The 17,760-nt window shown below is 68.4% G+C and carries 16 protein-coding genes and 1 tRNA gene; 7 read left to right on the top strand and 10 right to left on the bottom strand.

The features are described 5' to 3' along the window. Window positions 1–185 precede the first annotated feature (185 nt). The 6 genes from rho to argS form a co-directional block, all read right to left on the bottom strand. Entirely contained in the window at window positions 186–2,189 is a 2,004-nt protein-coding gene (gene rho, locus NE2_RS14645; RefSeq protein ID WP_228816564.1) for a transcription termination factor Rho, read from the bottom strand. A 432-nt stretch (window positions 2,190–2,621) separates the two neighbouring features. Continuing rightward, window positions 2,622–3,581, bottom strand: a complete 960-nt coding sequence (gene thrB, locus NE2_RS14640; protein WP_063026483.1) for a homoserine kinase — start codon at window positions 3,579–3,581, stop codon at window positions 2,622–2,624. Between the two features lie 97 nt (window positions 3,582–3,678). Then, the gene (gene thrC, locus NE2_RS14635) at window positions 3,679–4,776 is read right to left on the bottom strand and encodes a threonine synthase (RefSeq protein WP_063026476.1); all 1,098 of its coding nucleotides are present in this window, start codon (window positions 4,774–4,776) and stop codon (window positions 3,679–3,681) included. Next, the gene (locus NE2_RS14630; RefSeq protein ID WP_051757223.1) at window positions 4,773–6,173 is read right to left on the bottom strand and encodes a homoserine dehydrogenase; all 1,401 of its coding nucleotides are present in this window, start codon (window positions 6,171–6,173) and stop codon (window positions 4,773–4,775) included. Before NE2_RS14630 ends, thrC begins: the two co-directional genes overlap by 4 nt. Further along, the gene (gene lysA, locus NE2_RS14625; RefSeq protein ID WP_063026474.1) at window positions 6,170–7,600 is read right to left on the bottom strand and encodes a diaminopimelate decarboxylase; all 1,431 of its coding nucleotides are present in this window, start codon (window positions 7,598–7,600) and stop codon (window positions 6,170–6,172) included. The genes NE2_RS14630 and lysA overlap by 4 nt, the downstream gene beginning before the upstream one ends. 40 nt (window positions 7,601–7,640) lie before the next feature. Continuing rightward, a complete protein-coding gene (gene argS, locus NE2_RS14620; protein WP_063026472.1) occupies window positions 7,641–9,299 on the bottom strand; it encodes an arginine--tRNA ligase in 1,659 nt (552 codons plus the stop codon). A gap of 135 nt (window positions 9,300–9,434) precedes the next feature. Between argS and NE2_RS14615 the strand changes: the two genes are divergently transcribed. From NE2_RS14615 to NE2_RS14605, 3 genes are all read left to right on the top strand, one after another. Continuing rightward, window positions 9,435–9,743: a hypothetical protein gene (locus NE2_RS14615; RefSeq protein ID WP_063015844.1), complete on the top strand. Its 309-nt coding sequence runs from the start codon at window positions 9,435–9,437 to the stop codon at window positions 9,741–9,743. Between the two features lie 120 nt (window positions 9,744–9,863). Next, window positions 9,864–9,936 (top strand) — tRNA-Arg (locus NE2_RS14610). Between the two features lie 288 nt (window positions 9,937–10,224). Beyond that, entirely contained in the window at window positions 10,225–10,629 is a 405-nt protein-coding gene (locus NE2_RS14605; protein ID WP_063026470.1) for an SgcJ/EcaC family oxidoreductase, read from the top strand. Window positions 10,630–10,645: 16 nt separating this feature from the next. On the opposite strand, the gene NE2_RS14600 is transcribed toward NE2_RS14605, so the two are convergent. Together NE2_RS14600 and NE2_RS14595 are read right to left on the bottom strand one after the other, a co-directional pair. Then, window positions 10,646–11,584, bottom strand: a complete 939-nt coding sequence (locus NE2_RS14600) for an undecaprenyl-diphosphate phosphatase (RefSeq protein ID WP_063026467.1) — start codon at window positions 11,582–11,584, stop codon at window positions 10,646–10,648. 163 nt (window positions 11,585–11,747) lie between these two features. Continuing rightward, window positions 11,748–13,106: an MFS transporter gene (locus NE2_RS14595; protein WP_218018608.1), complete on the bottom strand. Its 1,359-nt coding sequence runs from the start codon at window positions 13,104–13,106 to the stop codon at window positions 11,748–11,750. Window positions 13,107–13,315: 209 nt separating this feature from the next. Between NE2_RS14595 and NE2_RS14590 the strand changes: the two genes are divergently transcribed. Both NE2_RS14590 and NE2_RS14585 read left to right on the top strand, forming a co-directional pair. After that, a complete protein-coding gene (locus NE2_RS14590; protein ID WP_233429782.1) occupies window positions 13,316–13,909 on the top strand; it encodes a TetR/AcrR family transcriptional regulator in 594 nt (197 codons plus the stop codon). Window positions 13,910–13,991: 82 nt separating this feature from the next. Next, a complete protein-coding gene (locus NE2_RS14585) occupies window positions 13,992–14,480 on the top strand; it encodes an FBP domain-containing protein (RefSeq protein ID WP_063026463.1) in 489 nt (162 codons plus the stop codon). 138 nt (window positions 14,481–14,618) lie between these two features. Here NE2_RS14585 and NE2_RS14580 read toward each other — a convergent pair whose 3' ends face one another. Next, window positions 14,619–15,194, bottom strand: coding sequence for a TetR/AcrR family transcriptional regulator (locus tag NE2_RS14580; RefSeq protein ID WP_063026461.1), 576 nt, complete (start codon window positions 15,192–15,194; stop codon window positions 14,619–14,621). A gap of 105 nt (window positions 15,195–15,299) precedes the next feature. On the opposite strand from NE2_RS14580, the gene NE2_RS14575 reads away from it, so the two are divergent. After that, window positions 15,300–16,469: an FAD-dependent oxidoreductase gene (locus NE2_RS14575; RefSeq protein WP_063026459.1), complete on the top strand. Its 1,170-nt coding sequence runs from the start codon at window positions 15,300–15,302 to the stop codon at window positions 16,467–16,469. 7 nt (window positions 16,470–16,476) lie between these two features. Here the strand turns inward: NE2_RS14575 and NE2_RS14570 are convergent, their stop codons facing one another. Next, the gene (locus tag NE2_RS14570) at window positions 16,477–16,887 is read right to left on the bottom strand and encodes a hypothetical protein (RefSeq protein ID WP_146100742.1); all 411 of its coding nucleotides are present in this window, start codon (window positions 16,885–16,887) and stop codon (window positions 16,477–16,479) included. Window positions 16,888–17,081: 194 nt separating this feature from the next. On the opposite strand from NE2_RS14570, the gene NE2_RS14565 reads away from it, so the two are divergent. Continuing rightward, window positions 17,082–17,756, top strand: a complete 675-nt coding sequence (locus NE2_RS14565) for an EthD domain-containing protein (protein WP_063026455.1) — start codon at window positions 17,082–17,084, stop codon at window positions 17,754–17,756. Window positions 17,757–17,760: the final 4 nt, after the last annotated feature.

Genomic DNA, 17,760 nt, shown 5'->3' with positions numbered 1-17,760 from the left:
CGGCGCCGCGGTGATCGGCCTGCTGTTCTATTCGCCGGCCCCGCCACGCGCCGACCGGCGACGCGATCATCGACGTGCACGGTTACCGCAGACAGCAATGCGGCCCCGCCGAAGCGGGGCCGCATTATCGCGAGCCGAGCGGCACCTGCGGGTGCGCACCGGGCACGGAGAGATGTACTGCTCTCCTATTCGTCCAAGGCGCCCGGCGCGGTCTTCGAGACCGTCATCAGGAATTCGACGTTGCTCTTCGACTTCTTCAAACGGTCGATGAGCAGGTCGATCGCCTGCTGCGAATCGAGGCCCGAGAGCACCCGGCGCAGCTTGTGGATGACCGCCATCTCGTCGGGCGACATCAGCAGCTCGTCGTGGCGGGTGCTGGACGGGTTGATGTCGACGGCCGGGAACACGCGGCGCTCGGCGATCTTGCGATCGAGCTTGAGCTCGGCGTTACCGGTGCCCTTGAACTCCTCGAAGATCACCGTGTCACCGGTGGAACCGGTCTCCACCATGGCGGTGGCGATGATGGTCAGCGAGCCGCCGTTCTCGATGTTGCGGGCCGCGCCGAGGAACCGCTTGGGCGGGTAGAGCGCGGTCGAGTCCACACCACCGGACAGGATGCGACCGGAGGCCGGCGAGGAGTTGTTGTACGCACGACCCAGCCGGGTGATCGAGTCGAGCAGCACGACGACGTCCTGACCCATCTCGACCAGGCGCTTGGCCCGCTCGATGGCGAGCTCGGCGACCGAGGTGTGGTCGCTCGGCGGACGGTCGAACGTGGAGGCGATCACCTCGCCGCGCACCGAGCGCTGCATATCGGTGACCTCTTCGGGACGCTCGTCCACCAGCACCACCATCAGGTAGCACTCGGGGTTGTTGGTGGCGATCGCGTTCGCGATGTCCTGCAGGATCGTGGTCTTACCCGCCTTGGGCGGCGACACGATCAGCGCACGCTGACCCTTACCGATCGGCATGATCAGATCGATCACGCGAGTCGTCAGCTTGTTCGGCGTGGTCTCGAGCCGCAGCCGCTGGTTGGGGTACAGCGGGGTGAGCTTGTTGAATTCCGGCCGGCGGCGGGCGGATTCGACATCCGAGCCGTTGACCGTGTCCAGCCGCACCAGCGGATCGAACTTCTGCCGCTGGTTGCCCTGTTCGCCCTCGCGCGGAGCACGCACCGCACCGGTGATCGCGTCGCCGCGGCGCAGGCCGTTCTTGCGCACCAGGTTCATCGACACGTAGACGTCGTTCGGGCCGGCCAGGTAGCCGGAGGTGCGGACGAACGCGTAGTTGTCCAGCACGTCGAGAATGCCGGCGACCGGCTGCAGGACGTCGTCCTCGCGAATCTCGACCTCGCGGCCCTCGCCGCCCTCACGGTCACGCCCGCCACGACGGCGCTCCCGGAACCGGCGGCCGCGGCGCCCGCGCCCACCTTCCTCGTCGTCGCCACCACGGTCTCCGCCACGGTCGCCACCGCGGGCGGCGCCGTTCTGGCCGGCCTGGTTCTGACCGCCGGACTGGTTGCGGTCGCGGCGACGATCGCCCGACTCCTGATCCGCCTTGGCGTCGCCGCCCTCGGCCTTCGGTTCGGTCTTGGTTTCGGCGCGAGCCTCACCACCGCGGTTGTCGCCACGGTTGTCGCCGCCCTCGCCACGCTGGTCGCGGCCACGACGCTGGCGGCCGCGGCCACGCTGGCCGCCGTCACGGCCGGACTCGTCACCCGAATCGGCCGGGCGCGCAGCCGATTCCGCGGTTTCCGCCTTGGCGGACGCGTTCTCGGTGCCGACACCGTCGAGAGTCTGCTGCTGACCGCGCGCGGCACCGTTGCGGGTGCCCTTCGGCGCATCGTTCTTGGCGCGGCCCTTGCCGGTGGACTCGGCGGCGTTCTCGGAGGTCTGGGGGGAGTCCGTCTTCGCCGCCGCGCCGGATTCGGTCGCAGCGCCGGCATTCGACGCGGACTTCGCGGCGGGCTCGGCGCCCGCGTCCGCTTCGGCGGATTTCGCATCACCCCGGCCACCACGCGCGGACTTGCCGGCGCCGGCGGAAGCCTGATTTTCCTTGATGGCGGCGATGAGATCGCCCTTACGCATTCCGGATGTGCCTCGGATACCGAGCTCTCCGGCAAGCGCACGCAACTGCGGCAACAACATTCCAGTCAGCCCCGATCGTGCGACGTCGGTGTGTTCGCTCATCTTCGAAATCTGTCCGGAGTCACTTTCGCGGCCGTCCGAGGGATTTGCAGTGTCCACCCCGGGTGTCGCGAGCAGGTCCGTATCTGTCACGGAGATCCTTTCCTTCCCTCGATTGCCGTGTGCATATTCGAGGGTTCGTCCCGAAGCCCGATCACTGTGCCGAGCTCGGATGCCGTATCGCCTGCCCCGCCGGACCGATGGAATCACCACCTGGTCACGGCCACCGGTTCATTGAGTGGGAGTGATCATTCCAGTCGCTGTCCCCGACGTCGAGGTCGAAGTCCCGAGTGATTCGAGCCCCCGAGCCACCGAGCTTGAGCAAGGAGCCTGCTGGAGCGATTGCCCTGATGAAGCACCGGCGTCTGACGCGCACGATGTACGGACGTGCTCAGGATAGCTCTGTATGACCACGTCAGCAAGGCAGCCACGCCATCAATCCACGCGTACACCCGCGGAAATGTCGGGTTCGACCACGCGCAAACCGTCGTCCTCGGCGAGTTTGCGCAGGTCGTCCGGAAATTCTCCGGTGCCCAGCGCCAGGATGGTCGGACCGGCGCCCGACACCATCGCGGCGAGTCCGGCGGTGCGCAGCCGGGTGATCCAAGCGGTCGTCAGCGGCAGTGCGGCGGCGCGATAACCCTGGTGCAGACGGTCCTGGGTCGCGGGCAGGAGCAGGTCGGGACGCTCGGTCAGGGCGACCACCGACAGCGCGGCGCGGCTGACGTTGAACGCGGCGTCGCCGTGCGGGACCATCTCCGGCAGCAGGCCGCGGGTGTGCGCGGTCGAGGACCGCTCCTGCGGGATCAGCACCGTCGCGCGCAGTCGCGGGTGCGGATCCAGCCGCACCGCACGGTAGACGCGCTGGTGGTGCTCGACCGAACTGCTCGCGTCGAGTTCGCCGGCCCGGTCGGATTCGGTCCACGACACCACGATGCCGCCGAGCACGCTGGCGGCCGCGTTGTCGGGATGTCCCTCGAATTCCGAAGCCAGCTGCACCAATTCGGCATCCGAACCCGTCAGCGCCGGGTCGAATTTCGCGGCCAGTCCGCGCGCGGCGGCGAGGCCGCCGACCGCCGCCGAGGCCGAGGATCCCAGCCCGCGCGAATGCGGAATGACGTTGCGGCACACCACGTCCAGCCCGTCGGCCCACACGCCCGCGGCTTCCAGACCGCGTTCGATCGCGCGCACCACCAGATGTGAAGGGCCCCAAGGAACGTCGTCGGCGCCCTCACCCTCCACTCGGATGGTAAGCCCGGAATCGGTGGTACGTACCACGATTTCGTCGTACAGCCCCAAAGCGATACCGAGCGAATCGAATCCGGGTCCGAGATTGGCGCTGGAGGCGGGCACCCGGGCCGTGACCGTGATTCCGGGGGGCAGGGTTCGCGTCACCGCGGCACCGTGCTGTCGCTCGGCGCCGTCCGACGAAGGCGCTGCGGGGTCGACTCGCCGCGCCCGCTCACTGAGCTGACCTTCGCGCGCACTCAACTCAGGCCAACTCGAGCTCGCGAGCCACCGCTACCGGATCGACCGCGACCGCCTCGACCGCGGGCATACCCAGCAGCGCGGTGTCAGGATCCTTGAGACCGTTGCCGGTCACGGTGCACACGACGGTGAGCCCGGAATCGAGCCAGCCCTCCTTGCGCGCGGCCAGCAGACCGGCCACGCTCGCGGCCGAGGCGGGTTCCACGAAGACGCCCTCGGTGCTCGCGACCAAGCGGTACGCGGCGAGGATCTCCTCGTCGGTGGCGGCCCGGAAGGCGCCGCCGGACTGCTCCTTGGCGGCCACCGCGCTGTTCCAGGACGCGGGCGCGCCGATCCGGATCGCGGTCGCGATGGTTTCGGGGTCCTTCACCGGCGCGCCGTTGACCAGCGGCGCGGCCCCGGCGGCCTGCACACCGAGCATGCGCGGACGGCTCGCGGTGAGGCCGTCGGCGTGATATTCGCTGTAGCCCTTCCAATACGCGGTGATGTTGCCCGCGTTGCCGACCGGCAGGGCGTGCACATCGGGGGCCTTGCCCAGCGCGTCGCAGATCTCGAAGGCCGCGGTCTTCTGCCCCTCGATGCGGGCCGGGTTGACCGAGTTCACGAGACCGACCTCGGGAAAGTCCGAGGTGACCTTGCGGGCGAGCTCGAGGCAGTCGTCGAAATTGCCCTCGACCTGAATGATCTTGGCGCCGAGCATGACCGCCTGCGCGAGCTTGCCCATCGCGATCTTGCCCTGCGGGATCAGCACCGCGCAGTGCATGCCGGCCCGGGTGGCGTAGGCCGCCGCCGACGCGGAGGTGTTACCCGTGGAGGCGCACAGCACCGCCTTCTGGCCGCGGGCCTTGGCATCGGTCATCGCCATGGTCATGCCGCGGTCCTTGAAGGAACCGGTCGGGTTGAGGCCCTCGACCTTGAGATACACCTCACAGCCCGTGAGCTCGGACAGGTGATGCGCGGGCACCAGCGGCGTGCCGCCCTCGTAGAGGGTGACCGGCTCCCAGTCGGCGCCGACCGCCAGGCGTTCCCGATAGGCGGCGATCAGCCCCGGCCACGGAGTGTGCACGGCCCCGGCCGACGGCGGCGCTCCTGTCTGACTCATTCCTCGGTGCCTTCCAATCTCAAGACGCTGGTCACGGACGTGACGGATTCCAGCTCGGCAAGTGCTGCCACCGTATCGGCCAGCGCCGACTCCGGTGCGTGGTGGGTGACCACGACCAGTCGGGCGCCCTCGTCGTGTCCCTCCTGGCGGACCGTCGAGATGCTGACACCGTGCTCGGCGAATTTGCCGGACACCGCCTGCAGAACCCCGGTGCGGTCGGCAACCTGCAGGTTCACGTGATAGCGGGTCGGGATGTCGCCGATCGGCGCGATCGGCAGCTCAGCATAAACCGATTCACCCGGTGCGCGGCCACCGTAGAACTTGTTGCGGGCCGCCATCACCAGATCGCCCATGACGGCCGAGGCGGTCGGCGCGCCGCCCGCGCCCTGGCCGTAGAACATCAGCCGGCCGGCGTTCTCGGCCTCGACCACCACCGCGTTGAAGGCGCCGTTCACCGACGACAGCGGATGCCGCCGCGGGATCAACGCCGGGTAGACGCGCACCGACACCCGGTCCTTACCGGCGGGCGTGCTGCCCGCTTCGCCCGGCGCGGCCACCGCCGAACCGTCCATCGACAGCCGCTCGCCGCCGGGCATCCGCTCGCAGATGGCCAGCAGCTTCACGGTGCAGCCGACCGCCGCCGCGGTCTCCAGATCCTCGGCGGTGATCTTCGAGATGCCCTCGCGGTAGACATCGGCCGCGGTGACGCGGGTGTGGAAGGCCAGCGAGGCCAGGATCGCGGCCTTGGCGGCGGCGTCGTACCCCTCCACATCGGCGGTGGGATCGGCCTCGGCGTAGCCGAGCCGGGTCGCCTCGGCGAGCGTATCGGTGTAGTCGGCGCCGGTCTCGTCCATCGCCGAGAGAATGAAATTTGTTGTGCCGTTGACGATTCCGACCACCCGGTTCACCCGGTCGCCGGACATCGACTGGATCAGCGGGCGCACCACCGGGATGGCGCCGGCGACCGCGGCCTCGAAGTACAGGTCGGCGCGGCTGCCCTCGGCCGCCGCGGCCAGCTCACCGGTGTAGTCGGCCAGCAGCGCCTTGTTCGCGGTCACCACCGACTTGCCGCCGTTGAGCGCGGACAGGATCAGCTTGCGAGCCGGATCGATACCGCCCATCACCTCGACCACCAGGTCGACGTCGTCGCGGGCGACCAGCGCTTCGGCGTCGGTGGTCAGCAGCTCGGCCGGAATGCCGCGGTCGACGTCGAGGCGCCGGACGGCGACGCCCCGCAGCACCACCGGGGCGCCGACCCGCGAGCGCAGGTCGTCGGCGTGGTCGCGCAGGATGCGCACCACCTCGGTGCCGACATTGCCCATGCCGAGCACCGCGACCCCGATGGGATGTTCGATTCCGAACGCACCGCCTCGGGCCTGGTTCGTCGCCTCGGTCATGAGTGCACCTCCGTCGCTTCCAGGCTCATCAGATCCGCCACCGTCTCGCGGCGCAGCAGCAGCCGCGCCTGCCCGTCGCGGACCGCGACCACGGCCGGGCGGGTGAGCATGTTGTAGCGGCTGGCCATCGAATAGCAGTACGCTCCCGTGGCCGCGACCGCAACCAGGTCTCCCGGTCCGACGTCGGCGGGCATCCAGGTGTCCCGGATGACGATATCGCCGCTCTCACAATGCTTTCCGACCACACGCGCCACCACGGGGGCGGACTCGCTGGAGCGCGATACCAGCCGGCAGTCGTAGTCGGCCTGATACAGCGCGGGACGGATGTTGTCGCTCATCCCGCCGTCGACGCTGACGTAGCGGCGCTGCGCGCCCGCGTCGAGCGAGACGTCCTTGGTGGTACCGACCTCGTAGAGGGTGACGGTGCCGGGGCCGGCGATCGCGCGGCCGGGCTCCACCGCGATGGTCGGGGTGGGCAGGCCGATCTGCGCCGCCTCCACCTCGACGATGTCGCGCACCTTCGCGGCGAAGTCGTCCAGCGGCGGCGGATCGTCGCTCGGCAGATACGAAATGCCCAGCCCGCCACCGAGATCCAGGATCGCGATCTGTTCGGTTCGCTCGACGCCGAACTTCTCGATCGCATCGCGCAGCAGTCGCAACATGCGCCGCGCCGAGATCTCGAAGCCGTCGATGTCGAAGATCTGCGATCCGATGTGGCTGTGCAGGCCGACCAGGCGCAGATTGTCCGCCTCGAAGACCCGTGCCAACGCCTCCATCGCATCGCCGCCGGCGATCGAGAAGCCGAACTTCTGATCCTCGTGCGCGGTCGAAATGTATTCGTGCGTATGCGCTTCCACGCCGACGGTCACGCGGACCAACACGTCCTGCACCACGCCCGCGCGGGCGGCGACCGCCTCCAGGCGCTCGATTTCGATCAGCGAGTCGACCACGACGTGCCCGACGCCCGCCGCGACGGCCTGCTCCAGCTCGGCGACCGATTTGTTGTTGCCGTGCAAGGCGATTCGCTCGGCGGGGAAGCCGCCGTGCAGCGCCACAGCCAGTTCACCGCCGGAACACACGTCCAGGTGCAGGCCCTCGTCACGCACCCAGCGCGCGATCTCGCCGCACAGAAATGCCTTGGACGCGTAGTGGACTCGCGCGCCGGGACCGAAGGCGCGGACCATATCGCGGCAGCGGGAACGGAAGTCGTCCTCGTCGACCACGAACAGTGGCGTGCCGAATTCGGCGGCGAGCTGCGTGACGGGCATACCGGCCAGGCGCACCACGCCGTCGGCGTCGCGAGAGGCGTTGCGGGGCCAGACCTTTTCGGGCAGGTCGATCATCGCGCGGGGGTCGGCGGGCCGCTCCGGCAGGTTGGGGGCGTGGGGGATCTCGGCGTGGCGAGGTCCCGCCGGATGCGCACTCACAATAGTTCCTTCCTCACACGATGACCTGACCGACGGCGGTTCACATGCGCTCCGGGGCGGATACGCCCAGCAGCGCCAGACCGTTGGACAGCACCTGACGGGTGGCGTCGACCAGTTGCAGGCGGGCGGCGTTGACCGGCAGGACCGGGTCGTCGTTCTGCGGCAGGATCCGCAGCGTCTTGTTGGTCTGGAAGCGGTGGTAGGCGCCGGCCAGTTCCTCCAGATAACGGGCCACGCGGTGCGGTTCGCGCAGGCTCGCCGCGCTCGCCACCACGGCCGGGAACTCGCCGAGGGTGCGGATCAGCTCACCCTCCTCGTCGGCGGACAGCAGACCGAGATCCGGTGTGACACCGGCGAATCCGAAGTCCGTGGCGTTGCGGGCGACCGCACAGGTGCGGGCGTGCGCGTACTGCACGTAGTAGACCGGATTCTCACTGCTCTGCTTGGTCCACAGATCCAGGTCGATATCGATACTCGAGTTCACCGAACTGCGCACCAGCACGTAACGGGCGGCGTCGACGCCGATCGCCTCGACCAGATCGTCGAGAGTGACGACCGTGCCGGCGCGCTTGCTCATCCGCACCGCCACACCGTCGCGCACCAGATTCACCATCTGCCCGATCAGCGCCTCGACAGTGTCCGGATCGTCGCCGAACGCGGCCGCCGCCGCCTTCAACCGGCCGATGTAGCCGTGATGGTCGGCGCCGAGCATGTAGATGCAGAGGTCGAACCCGCGCGAGCGCTTGTTCTGGAAGTAAGCGATGTCGCCGCCGATATAGGCGGATTTGCCGTCGCTCTTGATGACGACGCGGTCCTTGTCGTCACCGTATTCGGTGCTGGCGATCCACCAGGCGCCGTCCTTCTCGTACAGGTTGCCCGAGGCCTTGAGCTGGTCGAGCGCCTTCTCGACGGCACCGGAGGCGAACAGCGAGCTCTCGTTGAAGTACACGTCGAAATCGGTGCCGAAATCGTGCAGCGTCTGCTTGATGTGGGCGAACATCAGCTCGACACCTTCGCGGCGGAACAGTTCGTGCCGCTCGTCCTCCGGCAGCGTGACCGCATCCGGATGCGCGGCGGTGATCTGGCCGGCGATATCGGAGATGTAGGCGCCGGCGTAGCCGTTCTCCGGGGTGGGCGCGCCGGTGGCGGCGGCGACCAGCGATTCGGCGAAGCGGTCGATCTGCGCACCGTGGTCGTTGAAGTAGTACTCGCGGGTCACGTCGGCGCCCTGAGCGGCCAGGATGCGGCCCAGCGCATCGCCGACCGAGGCCCAGCGGGTGCCGCCCAGATGGACCGGGCCGGTCGGATTGGCGGAGACGAATTCCAGGTTGATCTTGGTGCCGGCGAGCGTCTGCGCGGTGCCGTAGGCGGCGCCCGCGGCGCGGATCTGCTCCACGATGGCGCCCTGGGCGGCCGCGGCGAGACGGATGTTGAGGAAGCCCGGACCGGCCACATCGGCCGATTCGATGCCGTCGGTGGCGGCCAGCGCGGCGGCCAGCAGAGCGGCCAGTTCGCGCGGATTCATTCCGGCCTTCTTGCCCACCTGCATGGCCACATTCGTGGCATAGTCTCCGTGTTCCGGATTACGGGGACGCTCCACCTTGACCTCGTCGGGCAGGACCGCAGGGTCGGATCCACGTTCGACGAGCACCTTCGCCGCGGTCGCACGAAGGAGTTCTGCAAGGTCAGCTGGAGTCACGAGTCTCTATCCTATGGTCCGAGCGGGTGTGCGCCGCCAGCGGGCACCTGCTCGGCGCACCCGGCATCCGGCACCGGCGGCCCCGGCCCGCCGCGCCCGTACCCCTCCGACACACCCGAAGAGAGCGCTACGCCGATGCCGAACACCAGCGCGAAATCAGCCAAGGCGATTCGTGCCGCCGCGAAATCCGCCCCCGGCGGGGCGTACAACGGCAATTCCAACCCGCCGAAGCACCGGCGTGTTCCCTGGGCGCTGGTCGGCGCGGTCGTGGTGATCGCCGCCTTGGTCGTCGCGCTGGTCGTCTATTTCGTCCCCAAATCGCGCCACCACGCCGACAAGGAGAAGGCCGTCCCACCCACCGGTCAGATGGACGAACTCCCCGCCGGCATCCCCGGCATCCCCGCCATTCCCGGCATGCCGGGTGCGCCGATGCCGACGCGTTAGTGCCGCGCCGCCGCTGAATCCCTGCTCGGACCTGTCTTTTGGCGCACGCCGTGTGATGCGATACGCTTTCCCCGCCCGATCGGACGACGTATCCACTGGTGTCGACCGGGTCCAATCCCCGCCCTCGTAGCTCAGGGGATAGAGCGTCTGCCTCCGGAGCAGAAGGCCGCAGGTTCGAATCCTGCCGAGGGCACAGAACAAAATCCCCTGATCAGTGATGCACTGGTCAGGGGATTTTTTTTCGTCCACACCTTCTGTGTGAGCAGTTGTGCTCCGGACCGCTGGAGAATTCGGTAGGTCGCGGTTACCGCGGGCGGCTCCCACACCCCATCGAGGACGGTCCGTCGGGCCGATAGGCGCGCAGGTACGTGACACGGGTACGTGACGCAGTCCCGTTCGGGTTGTCGATTCGGGGGATGCTCGCGCGTCGGAGGGGTGTACGGCCCGAACGAGGGCCACGCCGACGAACGAAGGACATGCCATGACCACGACTCGAACCGACGACTCGGCCGCCATCGCGCAGATCTTGGCCGATCAGTACAAGGCCTGGGCGGCCGGGGACGCCGACGCTTTCGTCGCGGACTACGCCGAGGACGCCACGGTGATCATGCCGGGGACCTATCGGCGCAGCCGGGCGGAGATCCGGCAGGGTATGGCGGACAGTTTCGAGACCGTTCTCGCGAACTCGACCGTCACCGACGACATCGGAGATATCCGATACCTCGGCGCGGACCATGCCGTGGTCGTCAGCAGGGCCGCGATTCTGTTCGCCGGCGAAATCGACGTCCCCGCCGACCGGTACGTCAACGCGACCTGGGTCCTGCACCGGCGCGACGGCAAGTGGACGGTTGCCGCGTACCACAACAGCCCCGCCGCGGCGCGCTAGCGGCCCGCTACGCTGCTCACCCGAATCGAACGATCGACACCACCCCCACGATCACGCAGTACGCCGCGAACGGCAACAGGGTTCGGGTCTGGAAGTAGCGTTCGAGATAGCGGACGGCGAACCAGGACGTGACACCGGACACCACCGCGCCGACGAGGATCGGCCCCCAGATCACCTCGGCGCGTGGGGATATCAGGTCCGGGAGGTCGACTATCCCGGCGCCGAAGATCGCGGGGGTGGCGAGGAGGAAGGCGAATTTGGCGGCGTGTTCGTGCTCCAGACCGCGCCAGAGACCGCCGACCATGGTGAGGCCGGCCCGGCTGAAGCCGGTGAGGAGGGCGCCGGCTTGAGCCAGGCCGATGCCGACCGCATCCCGGGAGTCGAGGGCCGCCAAGCGGCGGTCCGATTGCGGGAGGGAAAGCGTTGTCGCCGTGCGAGTTCGGCCGTTCGCCTGGTTCAGGGCGAAGCGGCGGCCGTATTCGGCGAGGGTGGGCTCGTTGCGGCGACGCAGCCCCTCCCCGACGACCAGCACCACGCCGTTGACGGTCAGAAAGGCCGCGGCGCACAACGGAGCCGCGAAGACATCGTGCAGAGGATGTTCGAGCAGCGGGCCGAGCACCGCGACCGGCGCGGTCGCGACGATGATCAACCAGGCCAGCCGCTGCGGAACGGTATCGAGGCGCCGTGTCCGCACCATCTCGACGAATCCGACGATGATCGCGCACCAGTCGCGCCGGTAGTAGATCACCAGCGCGACCGCCGTCGCCACGTGCAGGGCGACGACGAACGCCAAATAGGTTGCGGCGGATTCGGTTCCGCCCCGGTCGGCCAGCGCTCCCCAGCGTCCACCCAGCCAGGCCGCCACGAGAACCGAATGTCCGAGACTGGAGATCGGGAACAGCTCGGTGAAACCCTGCACCGCGCCGATGACCATCGCTTCGAAATAGGTGAGCATCGCGACGAGTTTCGCACGGCAATCATAAAGGTTCCTGTGAGTCGAATCTCGGATAAGTCACTGCGCGACAAAGAGTTTCGAATCGTCCGATATGCCTCGAAGTTGATCTTGGATATCGAGGACGGCGGCCCCCGGGCATCTCCGAGGGCCGCCGTCCCGGCGCTCACCGCTGCGCCCGCACGCTCCGAAATGTCGACGCCACAAGCAATGTCAGTACCGCGATCCCCGCCGCCGCGGCGAAGGCGGTCGTGATGCCGGAGACCAGCACATGCACGGCCGAGCCGGACGCGGCCCGGACAGCGGTGCCGAAAACCGTGACCAGCACCGCCAGCCCCAGCGCCGCACCGGTCTGCTGCAGCGTCTGCAGCGCACCGCCCGCCGCACCGGCCTCCTCGGGCGCCACATTCGCCATGATGATCACGTTCAGCGGCGAAAACGCGAGGCCGATACCGCATCCCATCAAGACCGTCGCCACCGCGAGCAGCGGGAAGTAACCGGTATCGGTATCGAGCAAGGTGAGCAGGACCAGTCCGGCGATCATCGCGGCCGTCCCCACCAGCGTCACCGGCTTGGGTCCGAAACGGGGCAGCAGGCGGGGAATCAGCCGGATCATGGTGAACATCGTCACCGCGGTCGGCAGGAAGGCGAAACCCGTTGCCAGCGCGCTCATCCCCCGCACTTCCTGCAGATACTGGGTGAGGAAGAAGAACATCGAGGTTCCCGCCATCGGGCCGAGGAACATATTCGCGTACGCGGCGGCGCGATTGCGGTCGGCGAACAGGTGCAGGGGCAGCAGCGGCTGGACAGCGCGGCGTTCGATGAGCAGGAACGCCACCAGTGCGACGACGCCGACCGTGAGCGACACATCGGTCGTCACATCGTCCCAGCCGTGCGCCGCCGCGCTGATGAAGCCGTAGACCAACGCGGCCACCGCACCCGTCGCGGTCACCGCGCCGGGGAGGTCGAGGTGCGCGCGACGGCGCGGCGCGTCGGGCAGATACCGCACCGCCAGCAGTGCCACCACCAGTCCGAACGGCACGTTGATGAACAGCACCGAGCGCCAGCTCAGCCATTGGGTCAGCAGCCCGCCCAGGATCAGCCCGATCGCGAATCCCGCACTCGACATTCCGGAGAACAGGGCGAGCACCCGGACCCGCATCTTCGGATCGGCGAATGTGGTGGTGAGCAGGGCGAGAGTATTCGGTCCGGCCATCGCGCCGCCCAGGCCCTGCACGATGCGCGCGACGATCAGCCAGGCGGCCGACGGCGCCAGACCACCGCCGAGGGAGGCGAGGGTGAAGAGCACGGTCCCGAGGATGAACAGGCGCCGGCGTCCGAACAGGTCGCCGGCCCGTCCGCCGAGCAGCAGCAGCCCACCGAAGACCAGCGTGTAGGCGTTCATCACCCAGGACAGGCCGGTGGCACTGAAGTGCAGATCGTGCTGAATGCGCGGCAGCGCCACATTCATGACGGTGATGTCGAGCACGATCATCAACTGGCAGGTCAGCAGCGTGACTAGCACGATTCCGGAGCGCAGGCGCCCGGGCGGCGCGCCGGCCTGCGCAGACGAGGAAAGCAGAGAGGCAGAGGGCGTGGAGGTAGACAAGGAGGCTCCATCGGATGCGGAACTAAACGGAGATTGTCTCCGTTTCCAATGGAGATAGCATATGGAGAAGTTCTCCGGTTACGCAAGACTAAGCGGAGAGTTCGTCCGTTTCCACTGGAGGAATCGTGAGCGCACCGTCGACACAGGGGTCCGGGCGCGCGGCGCCGCCGCGTCCGATGCGCGCGGATGCGCGGCGCAACTACGAGCGCATACTCGAATGCGCGCGCGAGGCGTTCGCCGAGCACGGCCCCGAGGCGCCCCTCGACGAGGTCGCGCGCCGCGCCGCGGTGGGGCCGGGCACCCTCTACCGGCACTTTCCCAACCGGGACGCACTCATCGAGGCCGTCTATCGGTCGAGCATCGAGGCGTTGGCCGAACTCGCCGCCGAGCTGACCGAAACCCTCCCCCCGCTCGACGCTCTGGAGCAGTGGTTCCGCGCCCAGGTGCGGTTCGTGATGGACAAACGCAGCCTGGCGGTGACCCTCAAGGCCGCCATCGACCGCGGATCGCAGACCTTCACGCTGTGCTCGAATCTGATCACCGACGCCGCGACCTCGATCCTGCAACCGGCCCAGGAAGCCGGGTTGATCCGCCCGGAGATCGAACCACGCGACCTGTTGCGCCTGGGCCACGGGATCGGCGTCGCGTGCGAGACATCACCCGATGCGGCCGAACGGCTGATCACGGTCACCCTGGCCGGCCTGCGGACCACCGGCTGAGCCGATATTCGATTGCCCGCCGCGATCGGTGGCCGTAGCCTCGCTCCGTTTTCCATTCATCCATTCGGAAGGGAGTGAACACGTGCAACCACTGACCGAACGCGAGATCCGCTCGTCGTTCGTGAACTGTTCCAAGGGCGATGCCAAACGCATGCCGGTCCCCCGGGATCTCGAGGCGCAACCGTGGGACGACCTGGACTTCTTCGGCTGGAACGATCGGTCGATGCCGGGCCGCGCCTATCTGGTGACCCCGCAGGACGATCGACTGGTCGGCGTGGCCCTGCGCTACGAGACGGGCGTATCCGGCCGGGCCCAGCTGTGCTCGATCTGCCTGACCACGCATACCGGTAGCGGCGTGTCGCTGCTCACCGCGCACAAGGTCGGCGACTCCGGGCGGCGCGGTAATTCGATCGGCATCTACATGTGCACCGATCTCGCCTGTTCGCTGTACGCCCGCAACAAGAAGCGTCCGACGCTGGGCAACCGCTACCGCGAGGATCTGACCGACGAGGAGAAGGCCGAGCGGGTGCGCACGAACCTGCGCGCATTCGTCGAGCGTCTCCACAGCTGACCGACCAGGACAGCGCCCACCCGATCGAACGGAGGTAGATGCCGTGCGCCGACACTCGAGGACCGCGCCGCAGCCCTGATGCCCCGAGCCCGCCGGACTCGGGGCATTTTCATGTCCGCCTCCGGACCACTCGGACCCTCACTTCGGCACCGACACCAGATACCGCTGCACCGTCGCACCGATCTCCGCGACGATCTCCTCGGCCGTCAACGCCACCACGGGCGGCAGACGCAGCACATAGCGGCACACCGCCAGCCCCAGAATCTGCGAGACCACCAATCCGGCTCGCCGCGGCGCGTCCGCGGGATCGCCGACCCGGGTCACCATCGGCATCAGCTGTTCGGCGAAGACGCGTTGAAACCGTTGCGCCACAGTCTCGTCCGACACCGACGAACGCAGCAGGGTCAGCAGGAGTTCGTTACTCGGTGGCGTCTCCCAGAGTTCCAGGAACCGTCGCGCGACCGTCTCACCCAACTCGTCCTCGGCCACCGCCGCCAGATCCGGGAGGCCGAGATCGACGTCGAGCGCCGCGTCGAACAGGCCGTCCTTGTTGCCGTAGTACCGCATCACCATCGACGGATCGATGCCGGCGTCGGCGGCGATGGCCCGAATGGTCGCCTTGGCGAATCCCTCACGGGCGAAATGCCGGCGAGCCGCCTCCAGAATCGCCGCGCGGGTGGCGTCCGAGCGGCGCGGCGCAGTTTCCTCACTCATGCCTACAACCGTAGGCCAACAACTGTTGACTTTCCAGTGGCCGCGGTCTTATTCTTGAGTCAACAGCCGTTGGCCAACACAAGTTGGCAAACTGAGGGAGTAGCCATGAACAGCACCGTTCCTGCCACCGCCGCGGTCGTCATCGTCGGCGCCGGGCCCGCCGGGCTGACCGCCGCGATCGCGCTCGCCGATGCCGGCGCCGACGTGGTTCTGCTGGATCGGCTGGCCGCCGGGGCGAACACATCCCGCGCCGCGGTGGTCCATGCCCGGACCTTGGAGGTCCTCGACGGATTCGGCATCGCCGCGGACCTGCACGATCGCGGCCTGGAGGTACCGCGCTTCGTCATGTACGAAGGCACCGATCGGCTGACCACCATCGATTTCTCCGGGCTGCCGACACCGTTCCCCTACACGCTGATGATCGGCCAGGAGACGACCGAGGCGGTCCTGCTCGACCGGCTGCAGCGGGCGGGCGGAATGGTTCTGCGGCCCGTCGAGGTTACCGCGGTCATACCGGGCGAGGAGGCGGTCACCGTCGAATTCACCGATGCCGCAGGGGAATCCGGGTCGATCCGGGCCGGCTACGTCATCGGGGCGGACGGGATGCACAGCCGGGTCCGCGAGGCGGCGGGAATCGGATTCACGGGCGCCACCTATCCGGAATCGTTCGTCCTGGCGGATGTGCGGATGGACTGGCCCGCGCCACGCGACGAAGTATCGCTGCACGTCTCACCGGAGGGCATCACCGTCGTCGCGCCGCTGCCGGACCCCGAGCACGATCGTTTCCGCATCGTCGCCACCGTCGCCGAAGCACCCGAACAGCCCACCCGCGCGCAAGTGCAAGCACTGCTCGATGCCCGCTGCCCCGGCGCCACGGTGCGAGAGGTGGTGTGGAGCTCACGTTTCCGCGTACATCACCGCGTGGCCGACCGGTACCGCGCCGGGCGGATTCTGCTGGCCGGAGACGCCGCACATGTGCACAGCCCCGCCGGTGGGCAGGGAATGAACACCGGCATTCAGGACGCCGCCCTACTGGGCACGCTGCTGGCCCGGGTCCTGCGAGGTGAACCCGACACGGTGCTCGACGAGTACGAGCGCACTCGCCGCCCGGTCGCGCTGGACGTGGTCGCCTTCACCGATCGCATGACCCGGATGGCGACCCTGCGCCCGCGACCGGCCCGCGTGCTGCGCAATACCGCGATCCGCCTCGTCACCCGCGTTCCGGCGGTGCGCACGACGCTGGCCTACCGGCTCGCCGAACTCGCCAACCGGTGACATGCGCTCAGGCGCAGGCCAATCCGAACTCCGCCGTCGCGGTCCGGCCGGCCACCACATCGACCTTCTTGGCGGTGTCGGTGGCCAACCGGCATCCCATCGGCACCGACGTCACCTGCACCTGATAGCAGTCGGCGGCGACATCCTGGTGGGCCTTACCGTCGCGTCCGGTGGTCAGGGTCGCCAGCACCGAACCGGCCTGACAGGTGGTGATGCCCGCGGCGAGGCCGGCGGCGGCGTACTTCTCGGGACCGTGGGTGGCCACCACCTCGATCGTGCCGTTGGTGCCGTGGTCGGCAGCCGCGGGCGCGGACGCGGGCGCCGATGTACCCGCCGGTGCGCGGTCGGCCTCGGCGGAGCAGGCGAGCGCGGGCAGTACAGCGGCACACAGCGTCATCGCGAACAGTATGCGGCGCACCTGGTCTCCTCTCACCGGATGGATGTCGCTCTCACTGTAGGCGACCGACTCGTCCGGACCGTCGCACATTCGCGGCGATCCGGCATCCGATTCGGTCCCGGTGAGCGGGACCGGGTTCGGCGAATCGCGAGTGTCGCGCGGTAGACGGAATTACCGTCGTCGCAGCCGAACGCAGTTCCCCGAAAGGATCCGGCATGAAATTGATGTACGCCCTCTGGGGGCCGGATCTCGCGGATATCCTCCACGCACCGGATTTCCACCGTCGGCTGGCCGCCGCGGGGGCGACCGAACTGCAGGTCAACATCGGCGATGCCGACGTCGCCGCAGCACAACTGCGGGTGAGCACCTACGACGAACCGGTCGCCGCGATCGTCGCCGTCTGGAGCGAAGGGCAGAACGGGCCGATCACCGATGTGCTCAGCGGCGTCGCCGAGCGGATCAACGGCTGGATCGTGGAGGAACGCGAACCGCTCACCACCGCGCGGCCCCCGGACGGAACCCGCTACGACGCACTGGCCAATATCGCGCTGCTGCGGATTCCGAAGGAACTGAGCCGCGCCGAATGGCTGCACAACTGGCAGGATCGGCATACGACCGTGGCGATCGAAACCCAGGCCACCTTCGGTTATGTGCAGAACGCCGTGGTCGCCGCGGTGACTCCGGGGCCGCGGGTGGACGCGCTGGTCGAGGAATTGTTCCCGATGGATGCGATGACCGACCAGCACGCGTTCTGGGGCAGCGGTGGTGACGAGGCGGAGTTGCAGCGCCGCGCCGGCCGCATGATGGCCAGCGTCGCGACCTTCGGCGCCGATCGCGACCTCGACGTCATCCCGACCAGCAGGTACCGCTACGACCTGACCGCCTCGTAGCGGA

This window comes from Nocardia elegans NBRC 108235, from assembly GCF_001612845.1.
Classification (GTDB): domain Bacteria; phylum Actinomycetota; class Actinomycetes; order Mycobacteriales; family Mycobacteriaceae; genus Nocardia; species Nocardia nova.
Note: the sequence above shows the minus strand (reverse complement) of the source record. Positions and strands in the feature narration are given on the sequence as shown.

What these genes read in the sequence shown, in the direction of transcription:
- rho (WP_228816564.1), bottom strand. Translation starts at nt 2,189, where the DNA reads ATGAGCGAACACACCGACGTCGCACGATCGGGGCTGACTGGAATGTTG.
- thrC (WP_063026476.1), bottom strand. Translation starts at nt 4,776, where the DNA reads ATGAGTCAGACAGGAGCGCCGCCGTCGGCCGGGGCCGTGCACACTCCG.
- NE2_RS14630 (WP_051757223.1), bottom strand. Translation starts at nt 6,173, where the DNA reads ATGACCGAGGCGACGAACCAGGCCCGAGGCGGTGCGTTCGGAATCGAA.
- NE2_RS14615 (WP_063015844.1), top strand. Translation starts at nt 9,435, where the DNA reads ATGCCGAACACCAGCGCGAAATCAGCCAAGGCGATTCGTGCCGCCGCG.
- NE2_RS14605 (WP_063026470.1), top strand. Translation starts at nt 10,225, where the DNA reads ATGACCACGACTCGAACCGACGACTCGGCCGCCATCGCGCAGATCTTG.
- NE2_RS14600 (WP_063026467.1), bottom strand. Translation starts at nt 11,584, where the DNA reads ATGCTCACCTATTTCGAAGCGATGGTCATCGGCGCGGTGCAGGGTTTC.
- NE2_RS14580 (WP_063026461.1), bottom strand. Translation starts at nt 15,194, where the DNA reads ATGAGTGAGGAAACTGCGCCGCGCCGCTCGGACGCCACCCGCGCGGCG.
- NE2_RS14575 (WP_063026459.1), top strand. Translation starts at nt 15,300, where the DNA reads ATGAACAGCACCGTTCCTGCCACCGCCGCGGTCGTCATCGTCGGCGCC.
- NE2_RS14565 (WP_063026455.1), top strand. Translation starts at nt 17,082, where the DNA reads ATGAAATTGATGTACGCCCTCTGGGGGCCGGATCTCGCGGATATCCTC.